14 protein-coding genes and 2 pseudogenes are annotated in these 15,493 nt (G+C 59.7%); 3 read left to right on the forward strand and 13 right to left on the reverse strand.

The window, feature by feature from the left end; genetic code table 11:
* Positions 1-276 precede the first annotated feature (276 nt).
* Entirely contained in the window at positions 277-1,707 is a 1,431-nt protein-coding gene (locus tag CS390_RS12055) for an IS1182 family transposase (protein WP_099773594.1), read from the reverse strand.
* Between the two features lie 164 nt (positions 1,708-1,871).
* The gene (locus CS390_RS12060; protein WP_099774622.1) at positions 1,872-2,876 is read right to left on the reverse strand and encodes a sensor domain-containing diguanylate cyclase; all 1,005 of its coding nucleotides are present in this window, start codon (positions 2,874-2,876) and stop codon (positions 1,872-1,874) included.
* Between the two features lie 227 nt (positions 2,877-3,103).
* Here CS390_RS12060 and CS390_RS12065 point away from each other — a divergent pair, with 227 nt between their 5' ends.
* Positions 3,104-3,802 carry a potassium channel family protein gene (locus CS390_RS12065; protein WP_099774624.1) on the forward strand — a complete coding sequence of 233 codons (699 nt, stop codon included), beginning with the start codon at positions 3,104-3,106 and terminating at the stop codon, positions 3,800-3,802.
* 72 nt (positions 3,803-3,874) lie between these two features.
* Here the strand turns inward: CS390_RS12065 and CS390_RS12070 are convergent, their stop codons facing one another.
* The 10 genes and pseudogenes from CS390_RS12070 to CS390_RS12110 form a co-directional block, all read right to left on the reverse strand.
* On the reverse strand, positions 3,875-4,801 hold the full coding sequence (locus CS390_RS12070) for a transporter (protein ID WP_099774626.1): 927 nt from the start codon (positions 4,799-4,801) through the stop codon (positions 3,875-3,877).
* Positions 4,802-4,832: 31 nt separating this feature from the next.
* Positions 4,833-5,531, reverse strand: coding sequence for an NTP transferase domain-containing protein (locus tag CS390_RS25320; RefSeq protein ID WP_256587628.1), 699 nt, complete (start codon positions 5,529-5,531; stop codon positions 4,833-4,835).
* Positions 5,505-6,506, reverse strand: a pseudogene (locus tag CS390_RS25325) (XdhC family protein); the annotation flags it as partial. The gene CS390_RS25320 and the pseudogene CS390_RS25325, both read right to left, overlap by 27 nt.
* An 81-nt stretch (positions 6,507-6,587) precedes the next feature.
* Complete coding sequence (locus CS390_RS12080) at positions 6,588-8,846, reverse strand: xanthine dehydrogenase family protein molybdopterin-binding subunit (RefSeq protein WP_099774630.1); 2,259 nt, start codon at positions 8,844-8,846, stop codon at positions 6,588-6,590.
* Entirely contained in the window at positions 8,846-9,304 is a 459-nt protein-coding gene (locus tag CS390_RS12085) for a (2Fe-2S)-binding protein (RefSeq protein ID WP_099774632.1), read from the reverse strand. The genes CS390_RS12080 and CS390_RS12085 overlap by 1 nt, the downstream gene beginning before the upstream one ends.
* A 175-nt stretch (positions 9,305-9,479) precedes the next feature.
* Positions 9,480-9,701 carry a LysR substrate-binding domain-containing protein gene (locus CS390_RS12090; protein ID WP_256587608.1) on the reverse strand — a complete coding sequence of 74 codons (222 nt, stop codon included), beginning with the start codon at positions 9,699-9,701 and terminating at the stop codon, positions 9,480-9,482.
* Positions 9,702-9,809: 108 nt separating this feature from the next.
* A pseudogene (locus CS390_RS12095) lies at positions 9,810-10,697 on the reverse strand (LysR substrate-binding domain-containing protein).
* A 77-nt stretch (positions 10,698-10,774) separates the two neighbouring features.
* Positions 10,775-11,359 (reverse strand): isochorismatase family protein, encoded by a 585-nt coding sequence (locus tag CS390_RS12100; RefSeq protein ID WP_099774635.1) that lies wholly within the window; start codon positions 11,357-11,359, stop codon positions 10,775-10,777.
* A gap of 48 nt (positions 11,360-11,407) precedes the next feature.
* Positions 11,408-12,244 carry a pirin family protein gene (locus CS390_RS12105; RefSeq protein ID WP_099774636.1) on the reverse strand — a complete coding sequence of 279 codons (837 nt, stop codon included), beginning with the start codon at positions 12,242-12,244 and terminating at the stop codon, positions 11,408-11,410.
* Positions 12,245-12,255: 11 nt separating this feature from the next.
* On the reverse strand, positions 12,256-13,320 hold the full coding sequence (locus tag CS390_RS12110) for an alkene reductase (protein WP_099774638.1): 1,065 nt from the start codon (positions 13,318-13,320) through the stop codon (positions 12,256-12,258).
* A 99-nt stretch (positions 13,321-13,419) separates the two neighbouring features.
* Between CS390_RS12110 and CS390_RS12115 the strand changes: the two genes are divergently transcribed.
* A complete protein-coding gene (locus tag CS390_RS12115; protein ID WP_099774639.1) occupies positions 13,420-14,301 on the forward strand; it encodes a LysR family transcriptional regulator in 882 nt (293 codons plus the stop codon).
* 16 nt (positions 14,302-14,317) lie between these two features.
* On the opposite strand, the gene CS390_RS12120 is transcribed toward CS390_RS12115, so the two are convergent.
* The gene (locus CS390_RS12120; RefSeq protein WP_099774641.1) at positions 14,318-14,875 is read right to left on the reverse strand and encodes a TetR/AcrR family transcriptional regulator; all 558 of its coding nucleotides are present in this window, start codon (positions 14,873-14,875) and stop codon (positions 14,318-14,320) included.
* Between the two features lie 109 nt (positions 14,876-14,984).
* Here CS390_RS12120 and CS390_RS12125 point away from each other — a divergent pair, with 109 nt between their 5' ends.
* Positions 14,985-15,485, forward strand: a complete 501-nt coding sequence (locus tag CS390_RS12125; protein ID WP_099774643.1) for an HPP family protein — start codon at positions 14,985-14,987, stop codon at positions 15,483-15,485.
* The last annotated feature ends 8 nt before the right edge of the window (positions 15,486-15,493 follow it).

The following is a 15,493-nucleotide window of genomic DNA, read 5'->3' on the forward strand; positions in this document are numbered from 1 at the left end:
CTCAGAAAACGGGAGGTGACGACTGTGTCCTCATGGATACCTAGACGCCCTGAGCAAGTGCTCAGAAACAGGCCTAACTATCGCGTTTGATAGTAAATAATCGAGCGATCGCTTCTGGCCCAGAGTGTGTAAAAACACTTTTGTATCTTGGATACCTCAGCCCAGCGCAGTTGGGCGAGTCGATTGCCCAGGCATTTGCCACGATCAGCACCGGTAACGCCCCAGGGCGCTTATGAAGCGCTTTAGCGCCACCTAGAGCAGCAAAAGCCGGGGCTTTTATGCCGCCAGCGCCTTCAGCAAGCTTTCCGTACCGATGATTTTCATGACTCGCTTCATGTTGTAGGCGAGCACATTGAGGCTCATCTCCGCGCTGACGCCGACCAGCCTACGTGTAAGAAAATGCGTGGATCCCATCCATTGCTTGAGCGTCCCGAAGGGATGCTCAACAGTGCGTTTTCGGATTCGCATCATGTCCGGCGCGTGGTTCAGCCGGATCTGCATTTCATCTAGCACTGCTTCATGCTCCCAACGCCGCACTCGTCGCTGCTTGCTCGGCGTGCACTGAGTTTTCAGGGCGCAGCTCTGGCAGTTCGAACTCCAGTAGCAGTGCATGTTCAGGCCTTTCTCGACGCTAGAGAAACGCCAAATCAATGCCTCACCAGCTGGGCAAACGTATTCATTTTTGGCTGCGTTAAAAACGAAGGCATCTTTGTTGAAACGCCCGTCCGCTTTAGCTCCTGAAGTCATCGGCTTGGGTAAATAAGCGGTAATTTTTGCATTATGGCAGGCCAGGATTTCCTCGCTTTTGAAGTAGCCCCGATCAGCCACTACCGACAGCGTTTCTGAACCAATGGCTTCCCGAGCCTGCTTCGCCATCGAGCTGAGTTGGTCGCGGTCAGAGCCAACGTTCGTGACCTCGTGAGCAACGATCAAATGGTGCTGGGTATCGACCGCCGTCTGTACGTTGTAGCCGACAATGCCATTGCCACGCGTCATCATCGAGCGGGCATCGGGGTCGGTCAGTGAAATCTGTTTGTCTGGAGAGTCGTTGAGTTGAGATTCGATCACCTGAAGCGCTTTCATCTGAGCTTTGAGCTTGGCGATTTTCTCTTCCAGGCGCGTAGCATCTGGCTCAGCGGCGCTTGGCAATTGCCGATCAGCTGCATCAAGGGAGGTCAGGTAACGGTTGATGCTCGACTCGATTTCCTCCATTCGCCGCTTTAGTTTGGCGCTGGTGAAATTGCGGTCGCGGTTGTTCACTGCCTTGAATTTGCTCCCGTCGATGGCCACCAGGTTTTCGCTAAACAGCCCCAACTGCTGGCACAGCACAACGAACTGGCGGCACGCGCCGCGAATAGCTTTGCTGTTGTCTTTTCGGAAGTTGGCGATGGTTTTGAAGTCGGGCATCAAGCGCCCGGTTAACCACATCAGCTCGACATTGCGCTGAGCTTCTCGCTCAAGGCGTCGGCTCGATTGGATGCGGTTCAGATAGCCGTAGATATAGATCTTCAGGAGGATCGCAGGGTGGTATGCCGGTCTGCCGGTTTCGGCTGGAATGACGCCATCAAAACCCAGCGTGGCCAAGTTGAGTTCATCGACGAAGACATCAACCACCCGTACCGGGTTGGTATCGCTGACGTAGTCGTCGAGGCTCTCGGGAAGTAAGGTGCTTTGCCCTCGGTGCTCACCCTGGATAAACCGTTTCATGGGCTTCCCTTGCGATGAAGTTCTCAGAAATCATAGCAAGGGTATGTCCGGGCGTTTTTACACACTCTGGGCCGTTACCTGCCCTCCGCGAAGGGCAGTTTTGGGTAAAGGGCTGCTGGTCATGGATGAGTACTATCGACCCTTAGCAGACGCTTGCAGGTTCTCTATGAATGACCGGTAGTTGTTTGCTCTTCTGCACTGTCAACTGCAGACCAGTACGCCACCCCCTCCAATTGCACATATTCAATGCGGTTCCGTCCATTGTTTTTAGCCGCATATAGCTGCTGGTCTACGGCGTTGATGAAGTCTGTAGGCTTTTCCCACTCACCTGGCACTACCGAGCCCGCGCCTATGCTGACCGTGACGCGGTGACCATGCGGCGATAGCGCATGCACGATGGACTGCCTCTGAATCAACCGCTGGCAGCGCTCAGCAACTCTACGCGCCACCTCGGCATTGGCTTCGGGCAGCAGCACGACAAACTCTTCGCCTCCGTAGCGAGCCACAAGATCGCGAGGGCCATCCAACGCCAAACTCAGCGTCTGTGCAATCGCTATCAAACATTTGTCGCCTTGAATATGGCCGTACAAATCGTTGTACTGCTTGAAAAAATCGACGTCAAACAACAGCAGAGACAGTGGCTGGCGCTCGCGGCGCGCGCGTTCCCACTCCAACTCGAAGCAGCTATCGAAGCGGCGGCGGTTGGCGATACTCGTCAAACCGTCCTTGAACGAAAGCACCTCTAGCTCTTTCTGCAAGCTCAGCAGTTGGTCCTCGGTCTTCTTGCGTTCGCTGATGTCAAACATGAAGCCGATCAGTGCTTCGACCTCGCCTCTGTCATTGCGCACCACGTGCACAACGTCGCGAATCCACACATAGCCGTTGTCCTTGGTCAGCGCTCGGTAGTCCGCCTCATGGTCCACGCCAGCCTGGGATTGTGTTACGCAGAAATTCACCACATATTCGCGATCTTCTGGATGCATGCGCATAGCCCAGTCTTCCACGCTCACCCAACTTTCAGGGCTCCAGCCCAGCAACGCTTCGATCTGAGGGCCGATATAGGCGAATTTCATTGAGGCCCAATCAATCTTCCAAGGAATCGCCTTGGTCGACTCCAGCAAGGTTCTGTACACCTCACTGTCATTAACGAACTCGCTTGCATCGGACATACGCAATAGCCCTCAGAGTCATATCAGTAAGCCACTTTAGCCTTAAGCAGGCAGTCGTGGAAATTTACTGAGTGTGTTGCAACGTCATCTGTCCTGCGACCGATCAGCGATGCGCTCTCACCGGCATTCGCGACTAGAATTCCACTGCCGACCCTTCTAAAGCCAGGTCCGGTTTCAACCCTGCAATGTCAGGTCGCTAGTGTTATTTCCGTCTATGGGATACCGGTATGGCAAATCTGCAAGACAAAACCGAATCCGAAGAGGATCTGGCCCAGATGGTAATAGGGCGGGGCCCCTGCACCTACCTGTTGTTGCTGTTGCTCGGATTGATCCTCCTGTTTCCTTTTCTCGAGGAGGGGATACTGGCCCGCACGTTGCTCGGCATTCTGTTTTCAATCGTGCTGCTGGTGGGCGCCTCTGCCACTCGGCAGACTCGGCGGGGGTTGATCCTCAAGCTGGGCCTGGCGTTGCTGGGGGTTGGCCTTCAATGGACGGCGTTGTGGGCGGAGAGTGTCGCGACTCTTGTCTTTGCCGCCGTATGTTATGCGGCGTCTCTTGCCGTCTCGTTTAGCGGCGTGCTCCGCTACATTCTCAAGCGCGGGCCCATTACAGCCGACAAGCTGCATGGTGCGCTTGCAGGTTACATCATGCTGGCCTTCGTCTGGTCCTTCGTCTATGGCCTGGTCGAGGTATCCAGCGCGGGTTCCTTCGGCCCCGGGCAACTCGACTTCATGCAGCCCGGCTCGTTCTTCAAGCTGATCTATTTCAGCCTCACGACGCTCACGACCACCGGCTATGGTGATGTGATCCCGTTGACTGACCACGCCCGCTCACTGGTGATGGTCGAAGAATTTTCAGGCGTCTTTTACGTGGGTGTTGTCATCGCGCGGCTTGCCGGCCTTTATCCGTCGAATCAGATCAGGTGACGCTCGATTTTGACTGAGTTGTCCCTGATTGCAGACGACCCCGTGAAGGCGATGCAGCGAATGTCCTGGGGGTCAGAGCCCTCCGCCGAAGCGGTACTGCCAGACGATGCCAATGGCATCGTATTCGCTGCCCGTACGGGTATGCCCGCCATTACTCGCGTTCAGCTTTAGCGAATGGTTGCGGTTCAATGGCAGCGTAAGGGTGCATCCGTAGCGTGTATTTTCCTGAAAGTCATGGTTGCCGACCCCATCGACTGAGCTACTTCCGCCCGCGAAATAGGTTGTATCCAGCGACGCCCAAACACCATTGCTAAAGGCATAGATGAGATGCCCTTGTACTTGGTAGATCGGGTTCTGTGACAGCGTGTGGTCGCCGAGGAACTCGTTATTGTCGGTGTAAAAGGTACCCGCGCCGGATAACTCCAGGGTCACTGGCCCCAGGCGTTTGGAAATCCCAAGCTCGGGTTTGAACGACCAGCGGTTGTTGCCCAGGTTCACCAGTTTGTTCGCGTCGTATTGCCCCAGAGGCGCTGTGATCGCCAGGCTGGCGCCGATAATGACATCTTGTTGATAGCGGGGGAATTCAGCCAGGGACATCGCCGGGGCGCCATACAGGTTCACCGAGAAGCGCAATCTTGGATCGATCAAACCCGTGACATTGCGCTCCTTGGGTTCACCGTTGAACAGGGCAGAGCCGCTCAGTTTTGCCTCAGGCACGACGATGTCGAACTTCCCCGAGCGGCCCCAGACGTCGAGGGACCTGGCAAAGGCAAACACGACTGTCTTGATGTTGAGCTTGGCATCCTGGAGCGGAACTGAGGGGTTGGCCGTCACGCTGCCATGGAGATCGCTGTAGCCCATCAGCAGGAAATTGATACCGATCGGCGTATTGGCGTAAGACCTGGGTTCGAGATCCTCTGCGACCGCGTTGGGGGCTGTGATGACGAGCGAAGCGGATGCGAATCGAACCAGCCTGACGACGCAGCGTTTGTGTTTCATCCACGTTTGCTTCCTGTCAGGCCCTGAAGTTCTATGTATTGTTGTAGCGCATCTGGATTTGTTTGGCACTGGCCGCGGCTACCCGCTCCATGTGCTGATCGCTGAGGATGTCTGTGGGTGAGTCGATATCCAGCAGGACACCTGAATCTTCAACCTCTACCGGAATACAGGCATCAGCATTGTCGAGGATGACCTGCCTGCCGCCCTGATCGCCTTGCAGATGAGCAAGCGCTGGCCAGAAGCGCCGACCAAACACCACGGGATGCCCCCGCTGTCCTTGATGGAAGGGCAGGACGATATGGTCGGTGCTGGACAACGTGCGCAGTTGCTTAAGCGTCTGCGCGTCGATCCATGGCATGTCACCGAGCAGAACCGCCACGGCCTTTGCCCCTGAATGCTCAAGTGCGCGTACGCCCGCCGCGAGACTGGCCCCCATCCCGTCATCGGCATGCGCCGCCCACACGATGTCGACCTGGAGGTCGATTGCCAACTGTTCGGGGACGTCACCTGGACGTAGCACCACCCGAACGTCGTCGAACACCTCCCGCGCACGCGCCAGGGTTGCCGCCAGTAGTGATTGCCCCGAACGCAGTCGGGCTTTTCGCTTGTCGCTGCCAAAGCGCTCGGCGCGGCCCGCTGCCAGTACCAGCGCGACACAGCCGCCCTGCGAGCCATGAGGCTGCTGATTACACCTGTCGTGTTGCTCCCTCGTACGCTTGGCCTGGTCCACGGACAGCTCGCCAGGCAGTGCGACATTGTTCTTGGCGGCAAGGACTTCGGCCATGACACTGACCGCGATTTCCGCCGGGGTCTTGCTGCCGATGTAAATGCCGATCGGCCCATGTAAGCGCCTGAGCGACGCTTCGGTCTCACCGAAATGCTCGATCAGTCGCGCTCGGCGGTTCTGGCTGTTGCGCCGGGAACCAATGGCTCCAATGTAGAACGCCGGGCCGTGCAGGGCTTCGAGCAAGGCCAGGTCGTCCAGTTTCGGGTCATGGCTCAGGGCAATGATGCAGGTACGCACGTCAGGTGCGAAGGCCCGGACGACGTCGTCGGGCATGCCGACCACTGTATCGACGCCGGTAACCGTCCAGGTGTTGATGTACTCGGGCCTGGGGTCGCACACCGAGACCTTGAAACCATTGAACTGGGCCATGATCGCCACATATTCAGCCAGTGCGCCGGCGCCAATCAGCAGCATGCGGTAACCCGGGCCGAGTGGGTTGCTGATGCGCTGGCCGTCGAAGCTGAACGGATCTGGCGTGGTGGTTGCTTCGAGTGCGACCTCGCCGGTCGCCAGGTTCAGGTGGCGACGCATCAGCATGCCTTCATCAAGTCGTGCCAGAAGCTGTTCCAGTGCCTGCAGGCACGGTGCGAATTCAAGGACGATCTCCAACGTGCCGCCACAGGGCAGGCCGAAGCGGTGTGCTTCGTCGGTGCTCACCCCGTAGCGAACAAGCTGCGGTGCACCTTCCGGCAAGCCGGGCCCTTCGTAGGCGCTACTGTAGCGGTGAATCAGGTCATCCTCGATGCACCCTCCGGAGACGCTGCCCACGACGCGTCCGTCGTGGCGCAGCACCATCATCGAGCCTACCGGCCTTGGCGACGAGCCCCAGGTACGGACCACCGTCGCCAGCAGGCAGCGCTCGCCGGCAGCGAGCCAATCCCGCGCGGTGCGAAGAACGAGCAGGTCAATGCTTTCCATGGAATCTCCTCAGTGAGCACTTCGGCTTCACAGGTTGAGCCTGAGGCTCGATGTTCATCGGCCTCGCGGCTTCAGGCCTGTCTAGCTGAAGGTGTACCTGGACAACGGCATGCTACGGATGCGCTGGCCAGTCAGCCGCGCCACCGCGTTGGCCACCGCCGGTGCGACTGCCGGCAACGGCGGTTCGCCAATCCCGCCCATCTTCGCGCCGCTCTCGATGATGCGCACATGCACCCGCGCCATGCGCTGCGGTGTCAGGATAGGGTAGAGGTTGTAGTTGCGTGCACGTGGCTGGCCGTTGGCATACACCGCTTCCTCCACGAGGGCCTGGGACAATCCCAGCGCTACGGCGCCATTGACCTGAGCCTCGATGATGGCCGGGTTGACGATGCTGCCCGGATCAATCGCTTGCCAGATATCGTGGACTTTTACCTGGCCCTGCTCGATGGACACCTCGGCAATTACCGCCGCTTCCGAGCCGAACGGCGAGGCCATGGCCACGCCCCGTGCCCGGCGCGAACCATCTTCGGCGGTGAACGGGCCACGTTTCCAGCCACCCGACAGTTCGGCGACCGCCTGCAGGAGATGGGTCAGGCGGTCGTTGCCGCGCAGCAGGTGCAAGCGCAGCTCAAAGGGGTCCTTTTTGCCGTGGTCGGCCAGTTCGTCGAGGAACGCTTCGTAGAAGAAGTCATTCATCGAGTTGCCCACCGAGCGCCAGTAGCCCAGCATTGCCGGGCCTTTGACGTACACCTGGGCGATGCGCTTGTGGGTGATGGCGTACGACTTGCCCGTCAGCCCCTCGAGTGCCGAGGGGTCGAGTCTTTCGCCCTGTTTTCCGGCGATTGCTTCGGTTGGGCCTTCGGTCGCGCTCACGGCTTCAAGCGCTACGGGCAGGCCCTCGGCGTCCAGTGCCGCGCGGAACTTGACCACCGCCATGGGGCGCAAGGCATCGCGCAAAAACTCCTCCTCGCGGCTCCAGATCAGTTTGACTGGGCGCCCGACGGCCTTGGCCAGCAGGATCGCCTGTGGGTAGGGGTTGGCGCTGTCGTAGAGGAAGTGACGGCCGAAGAAACCACCCAGCAGGGGTGAGTGCAGGGTGATCTGTGACGGGTCCAGGCCGGTACGCTTGGCAATGTCGGCGCGGAACATGTCGGGTGCCTGGTTGGGCAACCACAGCTCAAGCGTGCCATCGGCGTTGAAGCGTGCCAGGGCCGAAGGGGGCTCAAGCTGCGCGTGGTTCAGGTACTGGTTGTGGTAGGTGGCCTCGACCTTGGTTGGCGCCGAGGCGAACGCCGCGCTGAAGTTGCCCTCGTTCTCCGCATCGCGGCCCGGGCCCGGCGCACTGGCCAGTCGCTCACGAAAGGCGTCACTGGAGAAGTCAGCGGGCATCGGGCGCAGCGGCGAGTCTTTGCCAGCTTCCTGCCACTCCACCTGCACGGCCTCCACGGCGCGCTTGGCATGCCACCAACGCTCGGCAACCACGGCGACCGCGCCGGGCAGGCGATGAACCGAATGCACGCCCTTCATGGCCTTGACCTGCGCTTCGTTGAGCAAGGCGCCTACGGTCATGCCCAGGCGCGGCGCATGCTGCACGGCTGCGTGCAGCATGCCGTCGAGTTTGACATCAATCGTGTAGATGGCTTTTCCGGTGGACTTGTCGTAACCATCGACCCGCTGCACCGGCTTGCCGATCCAGCGGAATTGGCTCGGATCACGCAGTTGCACATGGGCAGGATCAGGCACCGGCAGGTCCATGGCGCGTTCGGCCAGTTCGCCATAGCTCAGGACACGGCCCGAGGCGGCATGGACCACGCGACCGGGTTCGGTGGTCAGTTCGCCGACCGGCACCTCCAGGCGTTCAGCGCCTGCCTGCAGGAGCATGGCCCGGGCCAGGGCACCGAGGCGGCGCATGGTTGGGTAGCTGGTACGCACCGACATGCTACCGCCAGTGATGCGCATACCGTTGTCCATGACCACGTATTGCTCGCCGGGCGGGGCGCTGTCGACCAGGAAGGTCGCAGGGTCGGCATCCAGCTCCTCGCCGACGATCTGTGCCATGGCGGTAAAAGTACCTTGCCCGCCCTCCATGAAGGGGCTGAGCAGGCGAACAGTGCTGTCCGGGCGGATTTCCAGGAAAGCCGGCACCTGTGTGCCCGCTGCCTGACCGCCACTTGCGGCGGCTTGGGCCCGGGTAAGGCTGATTGGCAGGCCGAAGCCGAGCACCAACGCGCCAGCGGCGGTTCCTGCGGACGCAAGGAGAAACCGGCGCCGTGAAATATTCACCGGTTCTCCGAGCGGGTATGGCTGTCCGTCGGGGCTGCTGAATATGCTGTCGTTCATCAGCTGTTCTCCTGATCGGCCGCTACCTCATGCACGGCGGCCTGGATGGCGTTGTAGGTCCCGCAACGACACAGGTTGGTCATTGCCGCCGCGATCTCTGCGTCGGTCGGATGGGGCGTGTGCTTGAGCAGGGCGGTGGCTGCCATGACTTGTCCGGACTGGCAATAGCCGCACTGGGCGACCTGATGCTTTACCCAGGCGGCGACCACCCGTTTGCCCACCGCATCGGCTTCGATGGCTTCTATGGTGGTGATATCGCGCCCGACGACGCCCGCAATGGGGGTGACGCAGGCGCGCAGCACGTTGCCGTCGACCATCACCGAGCACGCGCCGCACTGTGCCAGGCCGCAGCCGTATTTGGTCCCGGTCAGCCCCAGGTCGTCCCGGATGACCCACAGCAGTGGTGTGTCCGCGTCGGCATCGACCTGGTAGGTCTGTTGGTTGATTCGAAGCTCCATGGCTCACCTGCAATCAGTCGGTTGGTGTCTCGGTTTTCTCGTGGGAGCAATACGCTAGGCGCACGTCATCCAAAGACGCTAGCACAAGGTCGGCCCGGCGATGCCCGCAGGGTATTGCTAAGACCTAGCGATGAGCTTGATAAAACGGGCTATGCCGTAGTGCGCCTGAAGGCAATCAGTCCACCAGGCGCAAGGCGTCGATCACGACCTGCATGGCCCGTGAGGTCTCCCGCTGGGCGGCGTAGTAGAGGTGATAGCCGGGAAAGCTGCGCCACAATTCTTCGAGCACCGGCACTGCCCGGCCCGACGCCAGGTGTGGGCGGGCCAGGTCTTCGGGTACGTACGCCAGGCCCCATCCTGAAATGAGGGCTCTCCTCCGTATGCGACAAGTCCCCAAGGGGACGAAGCTGCCTACTTTAGGTGCTGCTCGACTAGCAGGTAACCCGCATAAAGCGCATGTACCTATGCAAGAAATTGATTAATCAAGCCGACAGGGTGGGGCGCTTCACTCCAGACGCAGTGCTGCGATCAATAGTGACATGGCGCCGGTGGGTTGCCGTCGGCTGGGATAGTACAGGTGCAAGCCGGGCCACATCGGGCACCAGTCATCCAGCAGTCGTACCAGATGCCCGTAGCGCAGGTAGGGCTCGGCCAGTTCTTCCGGCAGATACGCCCAGCCCGGCAATGGCGGCGTCCAGGCAGTCGAAGGTCGTGTTGAAGATCAACTGGCCGTCGACCCGGATGTTCAACCGGCGGTCGTCCTTCTCGAACTCCCAGGGCCACAGGTTGCCATGGGTGGGCAGGCGGATATTGATGCAGTTATGGTGCATCAGATCCTCAGGCTGTTCAGGTGCGGGGTGTCGGGAAAGATAGCTTCTGGTTGCCACCGCAGCGAACCGTGCGTCGGGGCCGATGCGCACGGCGATCATGTCCTGGTCCAGGGACTCACCGAGCCGCACACCGGCATCGAAGCGCTCGGCGACGATATCCACCAGCCCGTTGTCGGTGAATACCTCCACCTTGATACCGGGATACTTGGGCAGGAAGCGCTTCAGCTTGCCCATCAGCACGGTATGAACCGCGTGGTCCGAGGCGGTGATGCGCAGGGTGCCGGTCGGGCTGTCGCGCAGATCATTCAGCGCTTCGAGTTCGGCGTCTATCTGCTCCATTTGCGGCGCCACGGTCTGCAACAACTGCTCACCGGCTTCGGTTGGGGTCACGGTACGCGTATTGCGTGACAGCAACTGCACGTCTCCAGCGTACGCACGGCGTGGCTGACGGCGGTCTGGGACAGGCCCAGGCGTGCGGCTGCCTTGGTGAAGCTCCGTTCCCGCGCCACCGCAAAAAATACGGTCAGGCCGGCAAAAGCGTCGCGCAGGGTCTTGTGTTCCATGGGCTGGCAAACCTCGCATAACCGCATCTGTAGCAGGCTTGGCAACGCACTCGCTCATGGAACACCTGAAAAGCCCTCTAGCTGCCGAAGGATTCCATGAGTACTTGAACCAGCTCTCCACCTTCTGGGGTTGCCCAGCTACCTGCCAGTTCGGCAATCAACTGGTTGGTGGTGGTGAGTGTTACACCGGCCTTGTCCATCCGGCGCAATGCGATGTCATCGGCCATTGCCGTTGGCGAGGCGCCTGCATCGGCGACTACCTGGACTTCATAACCTTCCCGTACCAACGTCAGTGCTGGGTATACGGTGCACACGTCATTGGTTACGCCCGCGATGATGAGCTTATTGCGACCTGTAGCTTTCACCGCAGCAGCGAAGTTTTCGTCATCCATCGCGTTCACGATACCCAGCCGTTTTACGCGGGCGGCAAACGCCGAGGGAAGGATCTGTTCCAATTCGCTCAGCAACGGGCCTTGTGCATATGCTTCCATGCTTGATGTCAACACGACAGGCATCTTCAAAATGCGTGCGGCCTTGGCAAGCATCAGGGCGTTGCGTTTCAGCTCGTCAAAGGGCATGGACTTGGCCCAGCCCATAGTGCCGACCTGATGATCAATCAGCAGGAAGGCGGCATTGTCAGCGCTGAACTTTTCGTACTTCATGGTGATTCTCCTAATCGTTACAGGTGGGTACAACACCCAGTGGTGGGGTCAACGAGCGTGCAGTGTTCCAAAGGCACCGCGCCGGTAGTCGTCTACCGCCTTGGCCAGCGCCTCTGGCGAAGCAAGGGCAAGAGGGCCTTGCCAATACACCGGTTGATTCAACGGAGTACCCGAAAACACCACGGCTTTCGCGTGTCCGTTTTTTGCGTGCAACGTAACCAGTCGATCCGGCCCATGCGGCAGGTTTACCGGGGCTTTCGGGTCAGTCAGGTCAAAGGCATGACCATCGACATGAATCTCCCCGTCAATCGGCATCACGAATGCGACGTGCCCTTCTGGAACGGGAATCTGCACCTCGCATCCGTGCTCAAGGGCGATATCCAGCAGCCGGACGTCCGTAGGGAGTGACAGGGGTGACACTGCGTCCGCAAAGCTTCCGAGGGGCACTCGAACGTTAGCGCCTGCCAGGCGGACAACAGGCGCGTCCTGCGCTTCCAGGCTGAAGACAAAAGGCGCGCCTGCCTGTTTGTCCTCCGGCAGGTTGATGAAAATTTGCAGCATGTGAACCGTCTTGCCTGGTTCGGCTGGAACCTCTTCATGCACCACACCGTTACCCGCCGCCGTCCAGTGCAGGTCACCCGGTTGAATCAGGTTGCGATTGCCCAAGGCGTCGCGGTTGTCGATACCGGTTTCCGAGTCCAGAAACAGGTAAGACACTGCCGAGAAGCCCGCATGAGGATGGGCGGGGAATGTCGGCCCACTCATCCAGGCATGATCTACCCCCAGGAACGGATCGATCGGTTTCGCATACAGGTCGCCACGGAGGCTGAATGCTCTGAACTGGCTGCCGTGATTCATACGCTGCAAGCGGGCGATGGGTTGCATGACAGTGCTCCTCAGGCCCCTTGGGACAGGGTTGGGTAGTCGATGTAGCCTTCAGCGCCCGGTGCGTAGAAGGTGTCCTTGTTTGGCAGATTCAACTCGGCGCCTGCACGGAAGCGATCAGGCAGGTCGGGGTTGGCGAGGAATGCGCCGCCGAATACAGCGGCATCCGCTTTGCCGGTAGCGATCAACGATTCGGCGCTGTCTTTGTTGAGGCCGCTGCCAATCAGGTAGCTGCCGCCGAACAGAGGGCGCAATGCCACGTGGTAGTCGAACGTGGCGCCGAACAGTGCCACGTGCAGGTAGGCCAGGTTCAGACCACCAAGCTGCTTGACCAGATAGGTGTAGGTTTCCTGCGGATCGGCATCGACGATGTCGTTAAAGTTCATCGCGGGGGAAATCTTGATACCCACACGGTCGCTGCCCACTTCACTTATCAGGGCGCCAATCACTTCCAATACGAAACGGACTCGATTCTCAACCGAACCGCCATAGTGGTCATCGCGCTGGTTGCTGCCGGTCGACAGAAACTGTTCAGGCAGATAACCCGAGGCGGCGTGCAGTTCTACGCCGTCGAACCCGGCTTCAATCGCGCGGCGCGCGGCTTGGCGGTAGCCTTCGACAACAGCGGCAATCTCGCTAACGGTCAGTGCGTGCGGTGTGACGAAGTCTTGCAACCCCGTGGCAGTGTAGGTCTGACCCGCCGCCTTAATGGCAGAAGGCGCCTGCGGTTGAGCTCCGTCAGCCAGCAACGACGGGTGTGAAACACGACCGCAATGCATCAGTTGCATGAAGATGCGGCCACCGCGAGCGTGTACGGCTTCAGCGACTTTCTTCCAGGCGGCGACCTGTTCGGCGGTTTCAATACCAGGCGTACGGACATAGCCCTTGCCGAGTCCAACGGGAAACACGCCTTCAGAAATGATCAGCCCGGCACTTGCCCGTTGTGCATAGTAGGTGGCGACCAGATCCTTCGGCACACCCGCATCGTCAGCGCGCGAGCGTGTCATGGGGGCCATGACCATGCGGTTGGAGAGCGTGTAGCGACCTACTTGGACTTCGGAAAACAGAGCGTTCATTTGGGGCTCCTCAGTGGTGATGGAGCCATGATGGATCAATCCGAATACGGGATAAATCCGGTAAAATTGAAATAACTGATCCACTGATGGAGCAATCATTTGGAATATCTCAATGACATGGCCTTGTTCGTCGAGGTCGTGAAGATGCGCAGTTTCCGCGGGGCGGCGGAGTCCTTGGGCATGCCGAACTCGACGCTCTCGCGGCGTATCAGCGGCCTGGAAAAGCAGATTGGCTTGCGCTTGCTCCATCGCACGACTCGCAGGATCGAGCTAACCGAAGCCGGTCAGCTCTACTTCGAGCGCTGCAAGCGCATCGTCGACGAGGCCCGCTTGGCCCATGAGCAGTTGGGCGAGATGCTGGCCCGCCCTGGCGGCTTGTTGCGAGCTTCACTGCCGGTAGACTTCGCCAACATCTACCTGGCGCCATTGATTGCCGAGTTTGCCCGGCTGTATCCCGGCATCAGCTTCGAGTTCGATCTGACGCCACGTCAGGTGGACCTCGTCAGTGAGCCTGTGGACGTTGTCATCCGTATGGGCGAGCCGCCCAACTCAAACCTGATTGCGCGTAAACTCGCAAGCCTGCAACGTTGCCTGTACGCCTCACCCAGATACCTTGAGCGTTCTGGTGAGCCGGACCATCCCTCCCAGCTCATCAACCATGAATGTCTACGGATGCGCGGAGTAGGTGCCGACCGCTGGACGCTGTCCAGCGAGGCCGGTAATGAGCACGTGGACGTAAGAGGGCGATTCGCACTCAACAGTGTGGGGATGCTCAGGCGCCTGGCATCCTTGGACCTGGGCATTGCCTTGCTGCCGGAGGGTATTGCTGCACAGGATGTGGCCAGTGGGGCACTGCGAAAAGTTCTGCCGCAGTGGCAAGCGTCACCGGTATCGGTCTACGCACTGACCGAGACACGGCTGTTGCCAGCCAAGACTCAACGGTTTATCGAGTTTTTGCGCGACAAGCTCGAAACCGCCTGAGCGTCTTAGGCGCGCTTCATAGAGGCTTGGCAGGCATTTGCATCCCCGCAACCATCTCTCGTGCTGCCGCGATGAATGCCGTCGAAGCCCCATTGACCTGGCACGTGACGATCAGCCCCTCACCGATCACGAAAAGCTGCATCGCAGCCACAGACGGTTGCTTGAGCTGTGCCTCGGTACAGATCGTTTCCAGGTAGGCGAGCACCTGTTGCTTATGTTGCTTTGCCAGTTGGTGAGGTGTTTCGCGCTGGTCACTGTATTCAGCAGCGGCGTTGATAAAGGCACAGCCAAAAAAGTCTGGCCCTTGCGCCCAAGCGGCAATGAAGTCGATGTAGGCCAGTGGTCGCAGCGGGCCAGGCGCTGCCTCTAGCGCTGCCTTCATCTGCGCCATGAATTCGGTATGGCGAAGCTGTAGCGCGGCGTCGATCAGGTGTTCTTTGCTCGGGAAATGCCGATACAGCGTTTTCTTGGTGACCCCGGCCACCTGGCTCAGTTGCTCTACGCCGGAGGCGTGGTAGCCCTGGCGGTAAAACAAGCGCAAGGCCGACGCGGTGATGGTCTGGGATGTGCTCATGTGTTCTGGCCTCCTGGGGTACTGGACGTAGTGTACACCGATCGGTTGACATGCATGTATACCGATCGGTATCTTTTGCGCGGTCTAAAGCCTTTCTGGAGTTGCTACGATGCCCATCGGCCCCATCCTCAAATCGAGTGCGCCCCCCGCGCCTTCGCTGCATTTCAGCCTGTTGTCATTCATTGGTGCGGTCATCGCGATTGGTGCCACAGGCTGGCTTAGCCATGTGTCTGGAGCACCCTGGTTGATGGCGTCCTTTGGTGCAAGCTGTGTACTCGCCTTCGGGTTGCCGGAGTCACCCTTGGCCCAGCCGCGCAGCATCATCGGCGGGCACCTGGTATCGACACTGGTCGGGTTGCTGGTACTTCACACGTTGGGGAATTCGTGGTGGGCCGGTGCGCTGGCCGTGGGTCTGGCGCTGGTAGCGATGCAACACACGCGCACATTGCATGCTCCGGCAGGCGGGAATCCATTGGTGGTTTTGGCAGCCGGTGCGCCTTTCAGTTTTCTGCTCACGCCGGTATTGGCCGGCTCAATCGTGATCGTTGCCGTTGCCTGGTGCTTGAACAACGCCCGTAGCCGTTCCAGTTATCCGAAGTACTGGCTATAGGCCGACTG

Origin of the sequence: Pseudomonas sp. HLS-6, assembly GCF_002753995.1 — a bacterium.
Classification (GTDB): Bacteria; Pseudomonadota; Gammaproteobacteria; order Pseudomonadales; family Pseudomonadaceae; genus Aquipseudomonas; species Aquipseudomonas defluvii.